The 20,061-nt window shown below is 72.5% G+C and carries 15 protein-coding genes; 7 read left to right on the top strand and 8 right to left on the bottom strand.

All coding sequences use genetic code 11. The annotated features are described in order from the left end of the window. Positions 1–267 precede the first annotated feature (267 nt). The 6 genes from I8N67_RS23635 to I8N67_RS23610 all read right to left on the bottom strand — a co-directional run bounded on the left by I8N67_RS23635 (position 268) and on the right by I8N67_RS23610 (position 6,200). Positions 268–1,521: an ABC transporter permease gene (locus I8N67_RS23635; RefSeq protein WP_372443788.1), complete on the bottom strand. Its 1,254-nt coding sequence runs from the start codon at positions 1,519–1,521 to the stop codon at positions 268–270. After that, positions 1,518–2,378 (bottom strand): ABC transporter ATP-binding protein, encoded by an 861-nt coding sequence (locus I8N67_RS23630; protein ID WP_307835342.1) that lies wholly within the window; start codon positions 2,376–2,378, stop codon positions 1,518–1,520. The genes I8N67_RS23635 and I8N67_RS23630 overlap by 4 nt, the downstream gene beginning before the upstream one ends. Before the next feature lie 227 nt (positions 2,379–2,605). Next, positions 2,606–4,330, bottom strand: a complete 1,725-nt coding sequence (locus I8N67_RS23625; protein ID WP_200305212.1) for an RND family efflux transporter — start codon at positions 4,328–4,330, stop codon at positions 2,606–2,608. After that, on the bottom strand, positions 4,327–4,779 hold the full coding sequence (locus I8N67_RS23620; RefSeq protein ID WP_200305210.1) for a hypothetical protein: 453 nt from the start codon (positions 4,777–4,779) through the stop codon (positions 4,327–4,329). Before I8N67_RS23620 ends, I8N67_RS23625 begins: the two co-directional genes overlap by 4 nt. Next, positions 4,776–5,687, bottom strand: a complete 912-nt coding sequence (locus I8N67_RS23615) for a hypothetical protein (RefSeq protein WP_200305208.1) — start codon at positions 5,685–5,687, stop codon at positions 4,776–4,778. Before I8N67_RS23615 ends, I8N67_RS23620 begins: the two co-directional genes overlap by 4 nt. Before the next feature lie 138 nt (positions 5,688–5,825). Then, complete coding sequence (locus I8N67_RS23610) at positions 5,826–6,200, bottom strand: hypothetical protein (RefSeq protein WP_200305206.1); 375 nt, start codon at positions 6,198–6,200, stop codon at positions 5,826–5,828. A gap of 881 nt (positions 6,201–7,081) precedes the next feature. On the opposite strand from I8N67_RS23610, the gene I8N67_RS23605 reads away from it, so the two are divergent. From I8N67_RS23605 to I8N67_RS23585, 5 genes are read left to right on the top strand one after another with little or no spacing between them, the layout of a single operon-like run. Then, positions 7,082–9,538 carry an ATP-binding SpoIIE family protein phosphatase gene (locus tag I8N67_RS23605; protein ID WP_200305204.1) on the top strand — a complete coding sequence of 819 codons (2,457 nt, stop codon included), beginning with the start codon at positions 7,082–7,084 and terminating at the stop codon, positions 9,536–9,538. Positions 9,539–9,540: 2 nt separating this feature from the next. Beyond that, positions 9,541–10,521 carry a LacI family DNA-binding transcriptional regulator gene (locus tag I8N67_RS23600; RefSeq protein WP_200305202.1) on the top strand — a complete coding sequence of 327 codons (981 nt, stop codon included), beginning with the start codon at positions 9,541–9,543 and terminating at the stop codon, positions 10,519–10,521. Between the two features lie 38 nt (positions 10,522–10,559). Further along, the gene (locus I8N67_RS23595) at positions 10,560–11,801 is read left to right on the top strand and encodes a sugar ABC transporter substrate-binding protein (RefSeq protein WP_200305200.1); all 1,242 of its coding nucleotides are present in this window, start codon (positions 10,560–10,562) and stop codon (positions 11,799–11,801) included. Beyond that, positions 11,798–12,727: a carbohydrate ABC transporter permease gene (locus I8N67_RS23590; RefSeq protein WP_200305198.1), complete on the top strand. Its 930-nt coding sequence runs from the start codon at positions 11,798–11,800 to the stop codon at positions 12,725–12,727. The genes I8N67_RS23595 and I8N67_RS23590 overlap by 4 nt, the downstream gene beginning before the upstream one ends. Continuing rightward, positions 12,724–13,572, top strand: a complete 849-nt coding sequence (locus I8N67_RS23585; protein ID WP_307835337.1) for a carbohydrate ABC transporter permease — start codon at positions 12,724–12,726, stop codon at positions 13,570–13,572. The genes I8N67_RS23590 and I8N67_RS23585 overlap by 4 nt, the downstream gene beginning before the upstream one ends. 36 nt (positions 13,573–13,608) lie before the next feature. Here I8N67_RS23585 and I8N67_RS23580 read toward each other — a convergent pair whose 3' ends face one another. Together I8N67_RS23580 and I8N67_RS23575 are read right to left on the bottom strand one after the other, a co-directional pair. Next, positions 13,609–16,104 (bottom strand): ABC transporter permease, encoded by a 2,496-nt coding sequence (locus tag I8N67_RS23580; RefSeq protein ID WP_200305197.1) that lies wholly within the window; start codon positions 16,102–16,104, stop codon positions 13,609–13,611. After that, complete coding sequence (locus I8N67_RS23575; RefSeq protein ID WP_200305195.1) at positions 16,101–16,859, bottom strand: ABC transporter ATP-binding protein; 759 nt, start codon at positions 16,857–16,859, stop codon at positions 16,101–16,103. The genes I8N67_RS23580 and I8N67_RS23575 overlap by 4 nt, the downstream gene beginning before the upstream one ends. Before the next feature lie 206 nt (positions 16,860–17,065). Between I8N67_RS23575 and I8N67_RS43915 the strand changes: the two genes are divergently transcribed. Next, a complete protein-coding gene (locus I8N67_RS43915; protein WP_267912816.1) occupies positions 17,066–19,312 on the top strand; it encodes a histidine kinase in 2,247 nt (748 codons plus the stop codon). Next, entirely contained in the window at positions 19,309–20,061 is a 753-nt protein-coding gene (locus tag I8N67_RS23565) for a response regulator (RefSeq protein ID WP_200305193.1), read from the top strand. The genes I8N67_RS43915 and I8N67_RS23565 overlap by 4 nt, the downstream gene beginning before the upstream one ends.

Genomic DNA, 20,061 nt, shown 5'->3' with positions numbered 1-20,061 from the left:
CCACCTCGCGGAGGTCGACTGACCGTGGGGACTCGGCGACCCACTGGGTGCCGGACTCCACTGTTCGATCCGGTCGAACAGCACGGGGACAGGGGAGGGGCAGGACAGAGCCAGCCAAGGTAAGAGCTCGTACAAAATTGGCCGCCCGGGGTTCCGGCGGCCGGAGACGGCCGGAGACGACGGGAACCCGACGGCCGGACCGACGGGGATCCGGCGGCCGGAGGAGACGGGGACCGGCGGCCGGACCGGTGGGGGGCCGGCCGTGATTCAGCGGCGCAGCGCTTCCACGGGTTCGATGCGGGCGGCCCGCCAGGCCGGGTAGAGACCGGCGGCCACCCCGGTGGCGAGGCCGATGAGCGGGGCGGTGGCCACGACCAGGGGGTGGACCACCGGTGACCAGTCTCTGGCCAGGGCGACGGCGACCACGACGAGGACACCGATGCTGGTGCCGACCAGGCCGCCGAGGCCGCCCAGCGCACCCGACTCGGTGAGGAACTGCACGGTGACGTGGCGGCCCCGCGCCCCGAGCGCCCGGCGCAGTCCGATCTCTCCGGTGCGTTCCAGGACGGAGACCAATGTGGTGTTGGCGATGCCGACCGCGCCGATGACCAGGCAGATCCCGGCGAGGGCGAGAAACAGCTGGGAGAGGTCGTCGCCGACCGAGGTGCGCAGACTGCGCGGGTCGGGCGGCGGCACGGCCCGGATGTACTCGGGATGGTCGGCGCGCAGGGCGACCGGCGCCTCCCGCGCGACCTGGCTCGCGGCCCCCAGGTCGGTGGCGACCAGCATCTCGGCCGCGCCCGGTTCGGGCGGCCCCCACAGGGCCTCGGCGGTCGCGGGCGGCACCATCACCGACAGCAGCAGTTCGGGGCGGCGTTCGACGTCGGAGAGGATGCCGGCGACGGTGAAGGACTGGTCCCCGATGAACACCGCCGGGTCGGTGTCCAGTCCGGTGATGCCGAGCCGCTGGGCCACCGACCGGCCGACGACCACGACCGGCTCCCTGCGCTCGGCGAGGTGGCCGTCGTAGAGGCGGCCCTGGGCGAGGGTGGGCTGCGCGGCGCGCAACGCCTCCGGCGAGGCGGCCCGTACGGGAGTGTCCGCGTGCACGCCGTCCACCAAGGGGGAGCCGGTGACCTGCTGCCCGGCGGGCAGCTTCACCGGCCACAGCACACCGGCCTCCCGTACGCCGTTGACGCGCCGGATGAGCTCTTCGGCGTCGGCGGGGAAGGCGTACTCGGCCATGGGGTCGTGCTCGCCGGCGGCGTCCTGGAGGGTCACCTCGGTGGCGGTCAGGGCGTTGAAGCGGTCGTCGATCTGGGCGGAGGCGGTCGCCGTCAGACCGAGTACGGCGACGAAGGCGCCCACACCGAGAACGGTGCCGAGCGAGGTCAGCGCGGAACGGGCCGGGCGCTGGAGCACACCGGAGACGGCTTCGGCGAGCAGATCGCGCCAGTGCAGGCGCGAGGGCGGCAGGTCGGGGCCGTCCTCGGTACGGCGCCGAAGCGGTAGGCGTATCACCCCTGGCTCCCCCGCCCGGTCGGCCCGGATCCGTCGACGGCGACCCTGGTCCCTGCCGCTGCCGCTGCCCCGGCCCTGGTACCCGCACCCGCACCCGCACCCGCACCGGCACCGGCACCGGCACCGGTCACGCTCCCGGCCTCGGCGTCGGCCACGACCTCGGCGAGTACTCCGTCCCGGACGGTGACGGTACGCGTGCCTCGGGAGGCGACCGAGGCGTCGTGGGTGATGACCAGCACGGTCATACCGTCCGCGTTCAGCGCCGCGAGCAGGTCGAGGACGAGGGTGGTGTTGACGGTGTCGAGGTTTCCGGTCGGTTCGTCGCACAGCAGGAGGGAGGGCTGGTGGACGAGTGCGCGGGCGATGGCGACCCGCTGTCGTTCGCCGCCGGACATCCGGGTGGGAAGGGCGTCGAGCCGGTGCCCGAGCCCGACCTTGAGCAGCGCGGCGCGAGCCCGCTCGGCGCGGGTGGCGCGCGGCGTGCCGTTGTAGACCATGCCGAGCACGACGTTCTCCCGGGCGGTGCGGTGCGGCAGCAGATGGAAGGACTGGAAGACGAAGCCGACCCGGCGTCCACGCAGCGCGGTGCGGGCCGATTCGCTCAGGGCGCCGGTGTCGAGTCCGTCCAGGAGATAGGCGCCGGTCGTGGGCCGGTCGAGCAGACCCAGGACGTTGAGAAGCGTCGACTTCCCGGAGCCGGAGGGCCCGGTGACGGTGACGAACTCCCCCGCGCGCACGGCCAGATCGCACGGCTTCAGCGCGGCCACCGGCGGCCGGCCCGGGTAGGTGCGGCCCACCCCGCGGAACTCGATGACCGGGACACCGCCCGGCCGCGGAACACCGTCCGCCTCCGGCACGTCATCCGTCTCCCGGTCGCCGTCGGTCTCCGGGTCACCGTCGGTCTCCGGGTCGCCATCCGTCTTGGGATCACTGTCCGTCTCGGGATCACTGTCCGTCTCCAGCACACCATCCGTCTCCGGATCACCGTCCGGACGGCGCGGATCACCGTCCGAACGCGGTACGTCGGCCGAACGCGGTACGTCTGCCCGGCGCCGTACGTCGGCCCGGTGTTCCCGGGGCTCGCTCATGACACGTCCTGTCCGCCGCCGCCCGCGTCGCCGTCGTCCTGGTTCTGGCCGCCGGTCGTGGAGTCGGCGGCGACTCCGGTTATCACCCGGTCACCCTTGCGCAGCGAACCGGCCTTGAGCGGGGCCACCGCCACGAACCCGCCGCCGCTGGTCAGTTCCCGCACGTCGACCTGCTGCTGCTCGCCGTCGGAGTCCACCACGGTCACGTACAGCGTTCCGCCGCGCCCGGCGGTGACCGCGGTGATCGGTACGACCAGTTCCGCGTCCTCGGTGGACGCGGCCCGGATGGTGACGCGGACGTCCTGTCCGGACAGTTCGGCGCCGATCGCCTCGTCGGGCCGCAGCACGACGAGGTAACCGGAACCGTCGGAGGTCCGCTCCTCCTGCGAGTCCTCGTCGCCGCTCCCGGTGCCCTGGCGCGGCACGCCCGGGGAGTCCGCGACCGAGACGAGCAGCGCGGAGAACCGACGCTGCCCCAGCTCGGCGTAGATCTCCGCCGGCTGCCCGGTCTTGAGCAGTTCGACCTGGAGTTCGTTCACCTGGGCGTGGACGAGGAGTTGTCCGGCCGACACGGTCATCGCCGTCTCGCCCACGGCGCCGCCCACTCTCGCGTTCACCGCGTCCACGCGGGCCGGGAATCCGGAGAGGAAGACCACTTCGGCGGCGGGCAGCGAGGGCCCGGCGGCGTTCTCGGCCGCTTCGCGGTCCTGCCGTGCGGTGTTGCGGTCCTCGATGGCCCGGCCGAGGGTTCGCCGCGCGTTGTCCACCGCCCGCTGTGCCTCGGTGCGGTCCTCGCCCGCGGGCACCTTGCCCAGGGCGTAGTAGGCGTCGGACAGCGCGCTCTGCGCGTCCTCGACCGCGCGTGCGGCCGCCGTCAGCGTGGTGGTCGCGGCCTTCAGGGTCTCCCCGCCGTCGTCCGTCGCGGGCAGCGGCTCGTAACCGATGGAGGAGTAGAAGGCCGTGAGGGCCGCTTTGGTGGCGGGGCCGAACACGCCCTTGGCGTCCTGGCCGGTGTCGAGGCCCCGTTTCCTCAGCGCGTCGCGGAGCTGGGTGACGTCCTGGCCCCGCATGCCGGGCTTGAGGTCCCGGTACGCCGGAATGCTGCCCTCCAGGGCGAACACCGGGCGTCCGGAGACCTCCAGTAGCACCTGTCCGGCCTTGACGGAGGAGCCCGCCTTCACCGGCAGCCCGCTCACCACCGACCCTGCGGCACCCTCGCCACCGCCCGAGCCGGTCTGCGGCGAGACGGTCAGGGACTGCTCGGCGGCCACCGTTCCCCGCGTGACCACGTCGCTGGTGAGCACCCGTTGCTCCACGGGCCGGGTGAGGAGTGACGAAGGGGGCGGGGCCGCGTCCGCGGCGCGCTGGGCGGGCGACTTGATCCACATTCCCGCGCCGACACCGACGGCGGAGAACAACGAGGCGGTCACCACGACCGCGATCAGTACGCGGCGGCTTCCCCGCCGCGCGGAGAGGGCGTCCCGGTTCTCCGTTTCCGCGCCCGAGACATCCGGTGCGGGCGGTGACTTGGACATGTCGTCGCCGGTCCCGCCGCCGACCCTGTTCTCGTCGCCGGTCCCGCCGCCGACCCTGTTCTCGTCATCGGCCTCATCGTCGGTCTCACGGCTCCCGGCACGGCTCCCCTCGCGGCTCCCGGCACGGCTGCCGGCGTCCGCGGCTCGGTCGTCCGGGGAGCTCGACCCCTCCGTCACGGCACTCACTGCCCGGCCTTCTGCTCCGCCTGAGCCATGCACTGCCCTTCGGCGGCCTTGTCTATCTCGCTGTCGGGCGGCAGGTCGAACTCACCGGTTTCGGGGTCCGGATCGCCGTATCCGCTGTGCCCGTCGTCGCGCATGCAGGCGACGAAGTCCCGCAGCAGCGCCAACTCCCATTCGGTCACCGGCACTTGGACCCCGGTCGGCGCGACGTCACGGCACTCCCGGTAGGCGCGTCCCAATACCGCCGGGTCCACCCCGTCCTCCTGGACGGTCGTCCCTGACGTCTTGACCCCACGCTCGGCCAGACACGCCGTGTACGCCCCGGCTCCGCGCTCCGCGCTGTCCGCGGAGGCCTTCACATCACCCGGTCCGTCCTCGCCTCCGTCCGAACAGCCGCCCAGGACGGCCATGAGAACGAGCACCGTCCCGGCCACACCCGTCCGCGCCCTCACGCCGTCCCCCCGATGACGTTCGCGGCGTTCTTCACGAGCGACTGCTTCGTGGCGAGTATGTCCGCGAAGTGCTCGGCCTTCTCGTCGATGTACGCGCGCTGGTACGCCTCCGTCACCGCGTACCAGGTGCCGACGGTGTTGAGGCGCTGCTTGCACGCGACGTCCGCCGTCGCCACCGAGATGGCGGCCTTCGTGTCGCCGCCCGACGCCCACTCGGAGTCGTTCGCCGCGTCCAGCGGGGTGGCGTAGGAGAAGCCTTCCTTCTTCATGCACTCCGACCACTTCTCGAAGGCCTCGGTCACCCGGCTGTCGCGCTGGACCTCTCCGTACAGGGTGTAGAACTCGTTGCCCACCTTGAGCGGTTCGATGCCCTTCACCCCGCCCTTCTCCAGCTGGCCGTCCGACTCGGCCGCGCAGCCGCCCTCGCCGAGCCGGCGTCCTGCGGTGTCGGTGACGTCCTTCGCCGAACCGTCGTACACCGAACGTTCCGCCGCGGTCGGCTCGTAGGAGCCGCCTGTCTTCTCCTGCTGATCCCCGCCGTCCGCGCCTGGATCGCCGTACCCGTGCTCGCGGGCGGTCCGCGCGTCGATGATCGTGAAGTAGCGGGTCGGGTCGACGGTCAGGTCGGGAAGGTCGCGGGTGGCGTCCTCGTCCGAGATCCAGTTCATGCCGAAGCGCTCCATGCAGCGCCGCGAGAGCACGGCGCCGGCTTGCGTGTAGGTGCGCAGATCATCCCCGCTGAACACGTACTGCTCCATCGGCAGGGTCGGAAGATCCGCCGAGCTCTTCACCGTCGGAACCGTCCCGAGCTCCGGCGGCTCGTCCCCGCCGTCGCCGCCCGTGCAGGCGGCGAGACCTAATATCGCCGCTACCGCCGCGACCCCACTGACACCGGTCCGTGCCCGCATCGCTCTCCCCTACATCCGTGCGTCTGCATCGGTGCGTCCTGCGTCCGTGCATCTGCGATGTCCCCGTACAGCCGTACATGCGAACGCGGTGCCGGGAGCGGGTTGAAACCCGCTCCCGGCACCACTCGATCCGATCCGTCAGGAGTATCTGGCGGAGCTCACCTGGTCGTTGAGAACGCCGTAGCTCGATATCGAGGTGTAGTAGGGCAACGAGGCCCCACCCTGGCCCGCGTGCTCGTACACCTTGATGTCGCAGTTGGCGTAGCCCCGGTGCGAGGACGCCTGGTCGTTCCAGGCGCTGCTGAAGCCTGAGGTGAAGTTCGAGTCAGTCGTCGTGGTGGTGCAGGACGTGGTGCCGCCGGCGGTGATCGTGTAGGTGGAACCGCCGTGGTTCGAGTTCAGGTAGAAGATACCAATGACCGTGTCCGCTTGTGCCGGTGCGGCGGTGGCGAGACCCGCGCCCGTCAGAGCCGTCGCGCCGAGCAGCGCAGCGGCCATCTTTCGCATGATCATGATTGGAACCTTCCCCGAGCAGGTCCCCACGCGGATAAGCGCGGGGCCGTACAGGAAGGAGAAGAGGTGCGACAGAACGCGTCCGAAGGACGCTCTCCCCCCGAAGAACAGGAAGCGCCTGGAGCAATTTCAGGATGAATTCTCCCCTGGCGTCCCAGGGGGATGCTAGCCACGGTTCGCACGTACTGTCGAGCACAACTCGACTATTAGTAAAGGAAGTTGAGTATCCGTCAGGAAGATCGTCGCCCGTCCGGCTCCCACCGGACCGCGCCGCCGGACGAACCGGGTCACCATTCCGCTTTCCGCCCTTTACGACCTTTCCCGTTCTCCCTGTTCAGGAGTTTCCCGACCCGGCCCGACCGGCAGCCCAGCCGCATCGGGTTCAACGGAGTCCTTTGTTCCACCATTACAGAATCCCCGATTCCAGAATTCTGTTGATCTCCATTGATCTCCGATGATCTCCGGCTGAACTGCACGTTCAGATAATTAGCGCGATATTGCCCCACCGAACGCCGAGCCGGGCCGGTCGGGCAAGCACCGCCGTCCCGGGGTCGCACGGATGCCGCCCCGCCGTGGCAGGTCCCCGGGTCCACCGACCCGCTCCGGGAGCCGGCCCCGTCGACCCGCGACGCCCGGAGTCCGCGTGAGTCCGCGTGAGTCCGCGTTCCCCTTACTCTCCCCACCCGCCGAGAAAGGGGTCGAGGCGCTCCCGATCGCGGCCACCGTGCCGCCATCGGCGGGCGGGCCTCCGACCGCATCGCCACGGCCACGTCACGACGCGGACCTGGGGGCGCCACCCCGGCAGGTCCGACTTGTCCGCTTCCGTCCCAGCGGGCACGCTGAGGACTACGAGTGACACACCCGGTGCGAATTGAGCGGGAATGGACAATAGAAAGCCGGTTTCCCAGCAAGCCCCCAGTCACTATGCGTACTCGTCCGGCGCGGCCACGGCCACCATCAGCCCCGAAGGCATCGTCACGGGCTGGAGCGAGGGGGCCCGAAGGCTGCTGGGATACGGCGCCGGGGACGTGCTGGGGCGTGCGGCGGCCGAGCTGATCGACTCGTACGACGCGTACGACGCACGGGGCAGCCTCTCGGAGTGGGGCGGCGGTGGCCCGGTGGTGCTCCGTCACCGGGACGGTCACCTTGTTCAGGTGGCCCTGCGCTGTTCACCGTCCCTGGGCGCCGACGGGGGGACGCGGGCCTTCGTCGTCACGGCCACCGCAGCCGGTGAGGACGCCGCAGCCGCTGATGTCGCCGCAGCCGTCGATGCCACCGACGTCGCCCCGGCGGAGCCCGGCCGGCCGACGCCGGTGCCGATGTCGACGCCGATGGTCGAGTGGTCGCACGCGCAGTCGCCGCTGGCCATGTCGATGTTCACCAGGGGGCCGCAGGGGTGGCGGCCGGAGCCGGACCTGTCGGGGGATCTGCCCGGGGAGGCGGCCGAGGAGGGGTTCCTGCGGCTGGTCGAGCGGGTGGCGGACGAGGGTGCGCCGATGCGTCACGAGCGGACCGCGCCGGGCCTCTTCTCCTCGCGGCAGCAGGCCTGGATCACCGAGATGTGGCCGGTCCGGGACCCCGCGACGGGCGAGGTGTGCGCGGTCGGCACCGCGACGTTCGACAACAGTGAGGAGCACTGGGCCCGGCAGCGGCTGGCCCTGCTCAACGAGGCCGGCACCCGCATCGGCAGCACCCTGAACGTGACCCGTACCGCCCAGGAGCTGGCGGATCTCGCGGTCCCCCGGCTCGCCGACTTCGTCAGTGTGGACCTGCTCGACTCCGTACTGCGCGGCCAGGAACCGGCCGCCGGTCCGCTCGACACGACGGTCGCGCTGCGGCGGGCGGCGCACCAGTCCACGCACGAGGGCGCGCCCGAGGCCGCCGTTCCGCTCGGGGGGCTCGACGCCTACCCCCCGTTCTCCCCGCCCGCCCGTGCGCTGGCCAGCGGGAAACCGCTGCTCAGCGGGGTCGACGACCCGGAGTACCTGCGGTGGGTCACCCAGGACGAGACCCGGCGGGAACGCGTGGAGAAATTCGGCTTCCATTCCGTCATGTCCGCGCCACTGCGGGCCCGGGGCATCACGCTCGGGGTGGCGTTCTTCGCCCGCCGCAAGGGTTCGAAGCCCTTCGAGCAGGACGATCTGGTGCTGGCCGAGGAACTCGCCGGCCGGGCGGCCGTCGGCGTGGACAACGCGCGGCGGTACACACGTGAACGCACCAACGCGCTCACCCTCCAGCGGAGCCTGCTCCCCCGCGAGCTGCCCAAGCAGGTGGCGGTCGAGGTGGCGTACCGCTATCTGCCGGCCGGTTCCGGGGCGGGGGTGGGCGGCGACTGGTTCGACGTGGTCCCCCTCTCCGGCACCCGGGTGGCCCTGGTGGTCGGCGATGTCGTCGGGCACGGTCTGCACGCCTCCGCCACCATGGGCCGGCTGCGCACGGCGGTCCGTACCCTCGCCGACGTCGACCTCCCGCCGGACGAGCTGCTCACCCATCTCGACGACCTGGTCACCCATCTCACCTACGACGAGACCATCCCCGAGGACCTGGAGATGCCGTCCGCCGCCGAGATCGGCGCGACCTGTCTGTACGCCGTGTACGACCCCGTCTCGCGGGTCTGCACCCTCGCCAGCGCCGGCCATCCGCCGCCCGTGGTGCTGTACCCGGACGGCAGGGTCGGTGTGGTCGAGCTGTCGCCGGGTCCGCTGCTGGGGGTCGGCGGTCTGCCGTTCGAGGCGACCGAGGTGGAGCTGCCGGAGGGCAGCCTCCTCGCCTTCTACACCGACGGTCTGGTCGAGGCCCGCGACCACGACATCGGCGCGGGCCTGGACCGGCTCTGCCAGGTGCTCTCCTCGCCCGTCCCCTCCCTGGAGGTCACCTGCGACGCCGTGCTCAAGACGCTGCTGCCCGACACCCCCGCCGACGACGTGGCCCTCCTGCTGGCCCGCACCCGCGCCCTGCACACCGACCAGGTCGCCGCCTGGTCCCTGCCGTCCGACCCGGCGATCGTCGCGGACGCCCGCGCGCAGGCCTCCCGGCAGCTGGCCGTGTGGGGGCTCCAGGAGGCCGCGTTCATCACCGAGCTCGTGGTGAGCGAGCTCGTCACCAACGCCATCCGCTACGGCGCCGTCCCCATCGGACTCCGCCTCATCCGTGACCGCACCCTGATCTGCGAGGTCTCCGACGCCAGCAGCACCGCCCCCCACCTGCGCCGTGCCCGTGCCTACGACGAGGGCGGCCGCGGCCTGCACATGGTCGCCCAGCTCACCCAGAGCTGGGGGACCCGCCAGACCTCCACCGGCAAGACCATCTGGGCCGAACAACCCCTCCCGGTCGACTGACGATGACACCCACATCCTCCCCCACCGGCACCCACACGCTCGGCCTCGTCTTTCCCCCCGCGGGCCGGGGCCGTGACTACACCAACATGCAGCTGGCGTTCATCGGCGGGGTCGCCGAGGCGGCCACCACGCACGACTACGACCTGCTGCTCTCCCCCGCCGACGACGCGGGCGACGTCTCCTTCCGGCGGATGGTGGAGGGGGGCCGGGTGGACGGGGTGATCGTGATGGAGATCAAGCTGGAGGACGACCGGGTGGAGTATCTGGCGGGCACCGGCTTCCCGTTCGTCACGATCGGCCGGAACGGCAGGGCGGACGTGACCGGCTGGGTCGACCTGGACTTCGCGGGCCTGGCCCGGGGCTGCGTGTACCACCTGGCCGACCTGGGCCACCGCAGGATCGCCTTCGTCAACCGTTCCGAACAGCTCTTCAGCAGCGGTTACGGCTCCGCCCGCCTCGGTCTGGAGGGATACACCAAGGCCATGGCGGAGCAGGTGCTCAGCCCGCACGCGTACCTCTGCGACGACGACGTCACCGCCGGCGAGGCCGTCCTGGAGCAGATCCTGCTGGACGACCCGGCGACCACCTCGCTCGTCACCCTCAACGAGGCGGCGCTGGAGGGCCTCTACCGCGGCCTGACCCGGCACGGCCGCAGGGTCCCGCGCGACTTCTCGATCGTCGGCGTGGCCGCCGGCCGCTGGGCGGAGCGGGTGGAGCCGCAGCTCACGGCCGCCGAGATCCCCGCGAAGGAGATGAGCCGGGTGGCCGTCGAGCTGATCCTGCGCCGCCTCACCCGACCCGACGCACCGCCCCGGCACATCCTCCTCAAACCCCTGATCTCCCTGCGGGACAGCACCGGGCCCTGCCGCCCGGTACCCGGCTCGGAGCCCGAACGGGAGTTCCCGGACCTCGACCGGTTCCCGGACCTGCCCAATCTTCCTGACCTGCCTGACCTGCCGGATCTTCCGGACGCCGGCTTCTGATGTGTACGCCCGACTCGATGACTCACAGGGAGCAGCGCATGTCCTACCCCGTCGACCGCCGTGGCTTTCTGCGCGCCGCAGGCGTGGGCGCGGCCGGCCTCGGCCTCGGTTCCGCCCTGACCGCCTGCGGCTCGGACAAGAAGAGCGGGACGGTCACCCTCACCTGGTGGGACTACTTCACGCTGGACAACTTCCAGCCCGCCTTCACCCGGCTGATCAAGGACATCGAGGCCCAGGTCCCCGGCGTACGCATCGAGCGGCGTACGTTCCCCTTCGCCGACCTCGAACGGCAGATCACCCTGGGCGCGGTCTCCGGCGACCTCCCGGACATCGCGATCGTCGACAACGTCGCCATGAACTCGCTCGCCGGCAGCGGCCTGCTGGCCGACCTCACCGAGCGGGTCGAGGAGTGGGGCGAGGCGGACCAGTACTACAAGGGCCCCTGGGACGGCTGCCGGGTCGACGGCAAGAACCTCGGCATCCCCAACAACAGCAACTGCCTCGCCCTCTACTACAACACCGGGATGCTCGCCGCCGCCGGCGTGGAGCCGCCGACCACCTGGGACCAGCTCACCGTGACGGCCCAGCGGCTGACCAGCGGGGACCGGTTCGGTCTTGCGATGAGCGCGATCAGGACGGAGGAGGGGGTGTTCCAGTTCCTGCCGTTCCTGTGGCAGGCCGGCGGCGACCTGGACACCTTCGCCACGTACGGCGCGACCGCGCTCGCCTACCTCGACGACCTCGTCGCCAAGGGCTCGCTGTCGGAGCAGTGCGTGGGCTGGACCCAGCAGGACGTCAACACCCGGTTCGTCAACGGGCGGGCCGCGATGCAGATCAACGGCCCGTGGCAGCTGCCGACCATCAAGCAGAAGGACGTGGAGTACGGCGTCGTCGCGCTGCCCCGCGACCAGGAGTCGGCGACCTGTCTGGGCGGCGAGAACTGGGTGGTGATGGCGAGCAGCGACCACCAGGACAAGGCGTGGGAGGTCCTGGAGTACACCCAGCGGCCGTCGGTCCTGGTGCCGTACCTGGTGGCGGTCGGCAATCTGCCCGCCCGCAAGGACCTGGCCGACGCCGGCACCTGGGCCTCCGACCCGGCCCTGCGGCTCTTCCTCAGCCAGCTGCCCGTGGCCCGGCCCCGCCAGTACGGGCCGGGCTACGCCGACGCCGCCCAGGCCGTCGCCGAGGCCGAACAGTCCGTGCTCACCGGCACGGCCGCGCCCTCGGCCGTCGCGAAGTCCACCGCCACGAAGATCGACAAGGCGCTGGAGCAGCGGTGAGAGGGAGGCGGCACGCCAACCCCCGTTCCACCGTTTCCCTTTCCACCCGCCGCAGGCGCGCCGGTTACGTCTTCTCCCTTCCCGGTCTGGTCTTCCTCGGCCTCTTCCTCGCGTATCCGCTGCTCTACAACGTGTGGACGTCCCTGCACGCCGTACGCCTTCAGGAACTCCTCGGCGGCTCTTCGGAGTTCGTGGGCCTGGACAACTACCGGACCACCGTCGCCGAGCCGGACTTCTGGCACGCCGTACGCCTGTCGCTGGTGTTCACGGCGGGCTCGCTGCTGTTCCAGTTCACGATCGGGTTCGCCCTGGCCCTGCTCTTCGCCCGGCCGTTCCCCCTGGGCGGCTTGTTCCGCTCCCTGCTGCTGATCGCCTGGCTGCTGCCGCCGGTGGTCAGCGGCACCCTCTTCCGCTGGATGCTCGAACCGGACTCCGGTGCCTACAACGCGCTGCTCCGCGCGATCGGCCCGGACGCCCTCGGCCACGACTGGCTGACCGACCCCGGCACCGCCCTGGCCGGGGTGATCTTCGCCAACGTCTGGGTGGGCGTGCCCTTCAACATGCTGCTGCTCCTGGTGGGCCTGCACACCATCGACCCGGAACTCCACGAGGCCGCCGCGCTCGACGGCGCGAACGCGTGGCAGCGGTTCCGCTGGATCACCGTCCCGCTGATGCGGCCGGTCTCGGTGACGGTCCTCCTCCTCGGCCTCGTCTACACGTTCAAGGTCTTCGACCTCGTCTTCGTGATGACGGGCGGGGGTCCCGTCGACGCCACGAGTGTCCTGTCGGTCTACGTCTACGAGATCTTCTTCAAGTTCTTCCGCTTCGGCGAGGGCGCGGCGGCGGGCCTGTTGCTGCTGCTCGTACCGCTGCTGGCGGGTGCGCTGTACGTGCGCCGGCTGCGGGGGGAGGGGGAGGCGGCGTGAGGCGGGCGAGGCGGGTGCGGGGGTGGCGGGCGCGGGGGTGGCCGCTCACCGCGGTCGCCGCGCTGATCACCGCCGTCTTCCTCCTCCCGGTCTACTGGATGGTCAACATCAGCCTCACCAGGCCGGACCACATCCTGGCCGAGTCCCCGCGGTGGTTCCCCGCGCCGGCCACCACCCGGCACTACACGACGGCGCTCTCCGACGACGCCCTCCCGCGCGCCCTGCTCAACAGCGTGGTCATCTCCTGCGGAGTGGTCGCGGTGACCCTCCTCCTGGGCGTCCCGCTCGCCTACGCCCTCGCCCGCATCCGGATGCGGGGCTCCGGAACCATGGTGCTCGCCCTGCTGGTCGCCCAGCTCCCGCCCAGCATCGTGCTGGCGGCGCCCCTGTTCATCCTCGAACGCCGGGCCGGTCTCGACGACACGTACGCCGGTCTGATCGCCGCCGACACCACCCTCACGCTGCCCTTCGCGGTGATCGTGCTGCGGCCCGTACTGCGGGGTGTGCCGAGGGAGTTGGAGGAGGCGGCCCTCGTCGACGGCTGCGGTCCGGTGGGTGTGGTGCTGCGGGTTGTCCTGCCGGTCATGGCTCCCGGGGTGGTCGCCGTCGCCGGGCTCTCCTTCCTCATCGCCTGGGGCGAGTTCGTCTTCGGCCTCACCCTCGCCTCCGAACCCGCCGTCCAGCCCGTCACCGTCCTCCTCAACGCCTTCGTCGGCACCCACGGCACCGCCTGGGGCGCCCTCATGGCCACCGCCACCCTCATCAGCGTCCCGGTGGTCTGCGTCTTCGCCGTGTTGCAGCGGTTCATCGTGGGCGGGTTGGCGGCGGGGACGGTCAAGGGGTGAGGGGACGGGCCTTTCCCCTCTGGGTGCGGCGGTCCCTCACTCCGTCCGCAGCGCCGTGGCCGTGCCCGTGCGTGCCGCCCAGCCGGCCGGCAGCAGGGCGCCCGCCACCGCGATGACCAGGCCGCCGAGCGCGAGCAGCGCCAGTACGGGTCCGTCGTGGACGGCGAGGTCGGTGGCCGGGAGAGTCATGCCGATGGCGTCGCCCATGAGCGGGGTGACGGCGCGGTGCAGGGCGATCCCGGCCGGTACGGCGGCGAGGCCCGCGAGCAGGCCGATCCCGGCGACCGAGGTGAGGACCATGGTGACGGTCTGGCGGGGTGTCATGCCGAGTGTCTTGAAGACGCCGAGGTCGTGGACGCGGTCGCGGGTGTCGAGGACGACGGTGTTGAGGACGCCGAGCCCGGCTACCACGACGAGCATCAGCGTGAGCATCCCGATCAGCGCGTCCATGGCCACGATCACGCTGGAGGAGCCGTCGGTGCCGGTACGGGCGAAGGCGCCGAGGCCGGCGGCGTCGAACTCCCGGTTGACCGAGTCGAGGTACCGCGCCGGATCGGTGCCCGGTTCGGTCTGTACGTGGAACCGGGCGGGCCGCGCGTCGGCGCCGAGCCCGAGTTCGGTGAGGGTGGCGGTCGAGGTGAGGAGGAGCATGCCCTGCCCCTCGGTGAAGAAGGCCTCGCCGACGATCCGGACCGTGGCCCGCCGCCCCTCCTCGGTGAGGGTCACGGTCTCCCCGACCCGTATCCCGGCGGCCTTCAGGAACCGCGAGGTCACCACCGCCTCGCCCGGCCGCCCGTCGAGCCAGTCACCGGAGACCAGCTCGGGAGCGCCCCACGCCGAGTCGCCCTCGTACGCCACCACGGTCGTCGTACCGGTGATCCCGGACGCGGCTACCTGTGCCTGGGTCGTGCCGTAGAACCGTCCGGTCCCCTCCCGCGCGCGCAGCAAGGCGCTCACCGCCTCCGGATCGGCCTTCGCCCTGTCGCCGCCCCCACCGTCCGGGCCCTCGGCGGGAACCACCTCGGCGCCGGGCGGCCCCTGCCCGCCGCCGGTCTCCACCACGACGGGTGCGGCCGCGTCGAGCATGCGGCCCTCCTGGACCGCCCCCAGCGTCAGCGCCAGCCCGACGGCGAAGGTGACGGACACGGCCCCGAAGCCGACCGCCCCGGCCAACGTCGCCGCCCGCGCCGGCCGGGCGAGGGGATGCGCCAGCCCGAGCGCGACGACCCGGGGCAACGGCAGCCTCCTGAGCGCCCGCCGCACCGGCCGCCCCCGCCCTGTCCCCGGCCCGGCCGCCGTCCTGGGCACGCTCCCGACGGCGATCGCCTCCACCGTCCGCAGCCGCCCGGCGCGCAGCGCGGGCACCAGGGCCGCCGCCGCGACCAGTGCGAGCGCGGCGAGGGGCACCGCGGCACTGACCCACACCGGAAGCGCCCCGGCCGACGCGCCGAACGCCTCCCCGACCTCCGCCAGCACCGGCACGGCCAGCACGTTGCCGAGCACCACCCCGAGCACACAGCCGACCGCCGCCGGCACCAACGCCTGCCCCACATAGGCCCGTACGACCTGCGCCGGCGTGAACCCGAGCGACTTGAGGATGCCGATACGCCGGGTCGCCGACCCGACCGCCCCACCGACCACGATCCCGATCACCAGCACCGACAGACACAGCCCGAGCACACCGAAGGCGGCCAGGAACGGCACGAACGCCATCGCGTTGGCCGTCTCCTCCTGCTTCACGGTGAGATACGAACGCGCCCCCGTCAGCGCCCCCCGGGGCACGGCCGCCGCGATCGCGGCACGGTCGAGGGTGATGTGGGCGTCGGTGGCGGCTTGGCGGAAGCGGTAGCTCATGGAGTACGTGTAGGAGGGCGCGGGCGAGGACGAGGACGTGTACGAGGGCGCGGTTGAACTGGTCTCGTCCGTCGTCGGCTCTGTCAGCGCCTCCGCCAGCGCCTCCGCCTGCGCCGGCGTCACCCAGGCGTCCGCCGTGCCGGTCACCGAGCGGGCGATGCCGACCACGGTCAGGGTCGGGGAGCCCGGCGCGTCGGGGAGGGTGAACCGGGTGCCCGGCTGGAGGGGTGCCGCTCCGTCGGCCAGCACGATCTGGCCGGGCTCGGTGGGCCAGACACCCTCGACGAGGTCGATCTCGTCGACGGGTCCGCCGGGTTCGGACCGGCCGACGACGGTCAGCGGCGGCAGATCCACCCCGGCCGGCACGAAGTCCGACCGCGAGGCGGTGCGGGGCCGTACCGAGAGGGTCAGGAAGGGGCCGGCCGAGGCGGTCACACCGGGCGCGTCGGCGGTCGCCGTGAGCTGCGCGGCCGTCACCTTCGCGGCGTCGAACCGCCCGGTCAGATGCGCCCCGTGCCGCGCGGCGAAGGCACGGTCGAAGGGCGCCCGGGCGGCGACGAGCAGCCCGGCCGCGAGCACCGACGCGGTGACGGCCATGAGCGTGGTCAGCACCATCACCACGGTCTGCACCCTCCGCCGCCCCACCCCGGCCCGCACCACCCGCCCCAGCGCGCTCATCGCCGCACCGCCGTGGCACGCGGGGCGGCGGCCCGTACGACGTCCCGGACGATCCGCCCGTCTACCAGTTCCACGGTCCGCTGCGCGCAGGACTCGGCGAGGCCCAGGTCGTGGGTGACTAGGACGATGGTCTGGCCGTCGGCGTTGAGTTCGGTGAGCAGTTCCCGGACGTCCTCGCCGGAGGCGGTGTCGAGCGCGCCGGTGGGCTCGTCGGCGAGCAGCAGGGGCGGACGGTTCATCAACGCCCTCGCCACGGCGACCCGTTGACGCTCACCGCCGGACAGGCGGCCGGGATACGCGGCGGAGTGCCGGTCGATGCCGAGGTACTCCAGCAGACTCGCGGCCCGACGGCGGGCCTCGGCCTTGGCCATCCCGGCCAACTGGGCGGGCAGCAGCACGTTGTCGGCGACGGTCAGGTCGTCCAGCAGATTGAAGAACTGGAAGACCATGCCGACCTTCGCCCGCCGGTACCGAGCCGACCCGGCCTCGCTCAGCGTGTCCACCCGTACGCCGTCGACGGTGACGCCGCCCGAAGTCGGCCGGTCCAGCCCGGCGATCAGATTGAGCAGCGTCGACTTGCCGCTCCCCGACGGCCCGATGACGCTCACCGCCTCCCCGGCCCGCACCCGCAGCGAGACACCGTCGAGCGCGGGTGGCCCTTCACCGCCGTACGCCCTGCTCACCTCATGGATGTCGATGATCGGCGTGGTGGGAGGGACGGCGGGGGTCGGGTCGGTGGGCGTGGTCGTGGCCACGGGGCCTCCTCGGGCTGGTGGTTGACGTGTGGCCACGACGCTAGGGACGCGCCCGTGCCCCGGTCGTCGGCCGCGACGGCGAACCGTTCTGCCGTAGGGGGCGGACCCGACGCGACCGTCATCCCTGAGATGTACGCGTGTGATGTAGCGCCCGTCCTCACGGTGGCGGATGTGACGGCCGCCGGGCGCTTGTCACACTGGGCCCCATGAGCGGCGGGGCGGCGCGTACGGAGACGGCGGAAGGGCGGGCGCCATGGCTCGGGCCCGCGTGGGCGAGGCTCGGGCGGGGTCGGCGGCATTGGCGGGGCTGGCGGGACTGGCGGGGCGGGGGGCTGCCACTGTCGGGTGCCACGGGGCCGCTGCCCCGGCCGTCCCGCTGGATGTGGACGGCCGACGCGTGCCTCGCCATCCTCCTCGCCGCCTGCACGGTGGGTGCCGCGCTGGCGCTGGACGTGAGCGCGGTGCCACAACTCCCGGCTCAGGTGCGGGTACCGGGGCCGGGCGAGGGGTCGGTGCTGCCGGGGGTGCCGGTACTGCCGGAGGTACCGGGCGAACCGGTACTGCCGGTGGACCCGGTGGACCCGGTGGACCCCGTGGACCCGGTGAAGCCGCCCCCGCTCCTGGCCGTGCCTCCGTACCCGGGGCAGGAACTCGGCGAGGTCCGCACCTGGCAGTTGATGCTCGCCGCCCTGACCGCGCTGCCCCTGGCGGTACGGCGTCGCTACCCGCTGGCCGCGTTCTGGGCCGTGATCGCCACGACGATGGTGTTCAACCAGCGCCTGGGGTCGGCCGACACGACCGTGTACACGTTCCTCACCTGCGTGGTCGCCGCGTACAGCGCCGCCGTGCACAGCCCGTACCGGCTGCGCGCCTTCGCGAGCGTGGTGGCGGGTGCGGGTCTGATCGCGGCGTTCTCCGAAGAGAACTTCCCGTACGTCACCCCGGCTGTGATCCCCTTCCTCGTCCTGCTCGGCGTGGGCCTCGGCGCCAACGCGATCCACACCTGGAAGCAGCGCGTACACGCCCTCCAGGAGCAGCAGGAAACCGCGACGCGCCTGGCGGTGGACCTCGAACGCTCCCGTATCGCCCGCGAGTTGCATGACGTCGTCACCCACAATGTCAGCGTGATGGTGATCCAGGCGGGGGCGGCCCGCAAGGTGATGGATGTCGCCCCCGACCGGGCCCGCGAGGCGCTCCTCGCCGTCGAGGCCGGCGGCCGCACCGCGATGACCGAACTGCGCCATGTCATGGGCCTGTTGACAATGTCCGACGAGGACCACGCCGCCCCGGCTGCGGGGACGGGTCGGTCCGGTGGCGCGGGTCCGTCTCCGGCGGCGGGTCCATGCGCTGGGGCGGGTCGGTCCGGTGGAGCGGGCCCCGCTGTCGACACGGTCCTGTCCCCGCAGCCTGGCCTGGACCGGCTCCCGGACCTCACCGACCGCGTCCGCGCCTCCGGCGTCCCCGTCGAACTGACCGTCACCGGCACCCCGTCGCCGCTGCCCCCGGGCGCCGACCTGGCCGCGTACCGCGTGGTCCAGGAGGCCCTGACGAACACCGTCAAACACGCGGCGGGCGCCCACGTACGGGTCACCGTCGACCACACGCCCAGCGCGGTCCGCCTGGAGATCACCGACACCGGCGGCACCCCGACCCCGGCGGCCGCCTCCGGCACCGGCCGCGGCCTGCTCGGCCTCCGCGAACGCCTGGCCGTCCACGGCGGCACCCTCCAGACGAGCCCCCGCCCGACCGGGGGCTACCGCGTACAGGCAGTCATACCGCTCGGGGAGGAGCCCTCGAAGGACAGACCCTCCGGGGGCGGGCTTTCCTGGGGCGGGCCTGCCGGGGGCGGACCTGCCGGGGACGGACCTGCCGCGGGCGGGCCCGCCGGGGACGGACCTGCCGCGGGCGGGCCCGCCGGGGACGGACCTGCCGCGGCCGGGGACGGACCTGCCGCGGGCGGGCCCGCCGGGGACGGACCTGCCGCGGGCGGGCCCGCCGGGGACGGACCTTTGGGGGCCAGGCCGCCTGAGGACGGGCCTTCCGGAGACGAGCTTCCCGGGGGCGAGCCGCCCGAGGATTGGCCTCGCGGAGACGAGCTTCCCAAGGACAGGCTTCCCCGAGACGAACCTCTCGGAGACGAGCTCCCCGGGGACGGACCTTTTGGGGACGAGCCTTCCGGGGCCAGGCCGCCCGAGGACCGGCCTCGCGGAGACGAGCTCCCCGGGGACGGACCTTTTGGGGACGAGCCTCCCGAGAACAGGCCGCCCGAGGACGGGCCTCGCGGAGACGGGCCTCCCAAGGACGGTCCGCCCGGAGACGAGCCCCCCAAGGCCAGGCCGCCCACAGACGAACCTCTCGGAGACGAGCCTCCCGAGAACAGGCCCGCGAAGAACGGCCCTTCGGAGCGGCGCAGGGCTTCGACGGGTGCCGCCCCATTGGAGGACCGCTCATGACAGCCGCGCCCGATCGCCCCCGCGTCGTGATCGCCGATGACCAGGCGCTGGTCCGTACTGGCTTCGGCATGATCCTGTCCGCCGACGGTATCGACGTCGTGGCTGAGGCGGCGGACGGGGAGCAGGCTCTCGAAGCGGTGCACCGCACCCGCCCCGACCTCGTCCTGATGGACATCCGCATGCCCGGCACGGACGGGCTGGAGGCCACCCGCCGCATCCTCTCCGGCGCGGTCCCCGACCCGCCACGGGTCATCATGCTGACCACCTTCGACCTGGACCGTTACGTCTACGCCGCCCTCACCGCCGGTGCCAGCGGCTTCCTCCTCAAGGACGTCACCCCCGAGCATCTGGTGGCCGCCGTCCATCTGGCCCGCACCGGCGACGCGCTGCTCTCCCCCGCCATCACCCGCCGCCTGATCGAGCGTTTCGTCTCCCCCACCCCCGAGACCCCCGCCCTCCACCGCGACCTGGCCCCCCTCACCCCCCGCGAACTGCAGGTCCTGCAGTCCCTCGCCACCGGCCTCAGCAACACCGAACTGGCCGCCCACTTCCAGCTGAGCGAGGCCACCGTCAAGACCCACGTGGCCCGCATCCTCGCCAAACTCCGCCTCCGCGACCGGGCCCAGGCCGTGGTGGTGGCGTACGAGACGGGTCTGATCGTCCCGGGAACGGGAAGCGGAACGGGAAGCGGAACGGGAAGCGGAACGCAGGACGGGGCGCGGGCTGCGGCCCGAGCCCCGGAGGCGTAG

The sequence above is a fragment of the Streptomyces adelaidensis genome, assembly GCF_016598475.1.
GTDB lineage: Bacteria > Actinomycetota > Actinomycetes > Streptomycetales > Streptomycetaceae > Streptomyces > Streptomyces adelaidensis.
This window is presented reverse-complemented; position numbering and strand designations above follow the sequence as displayed.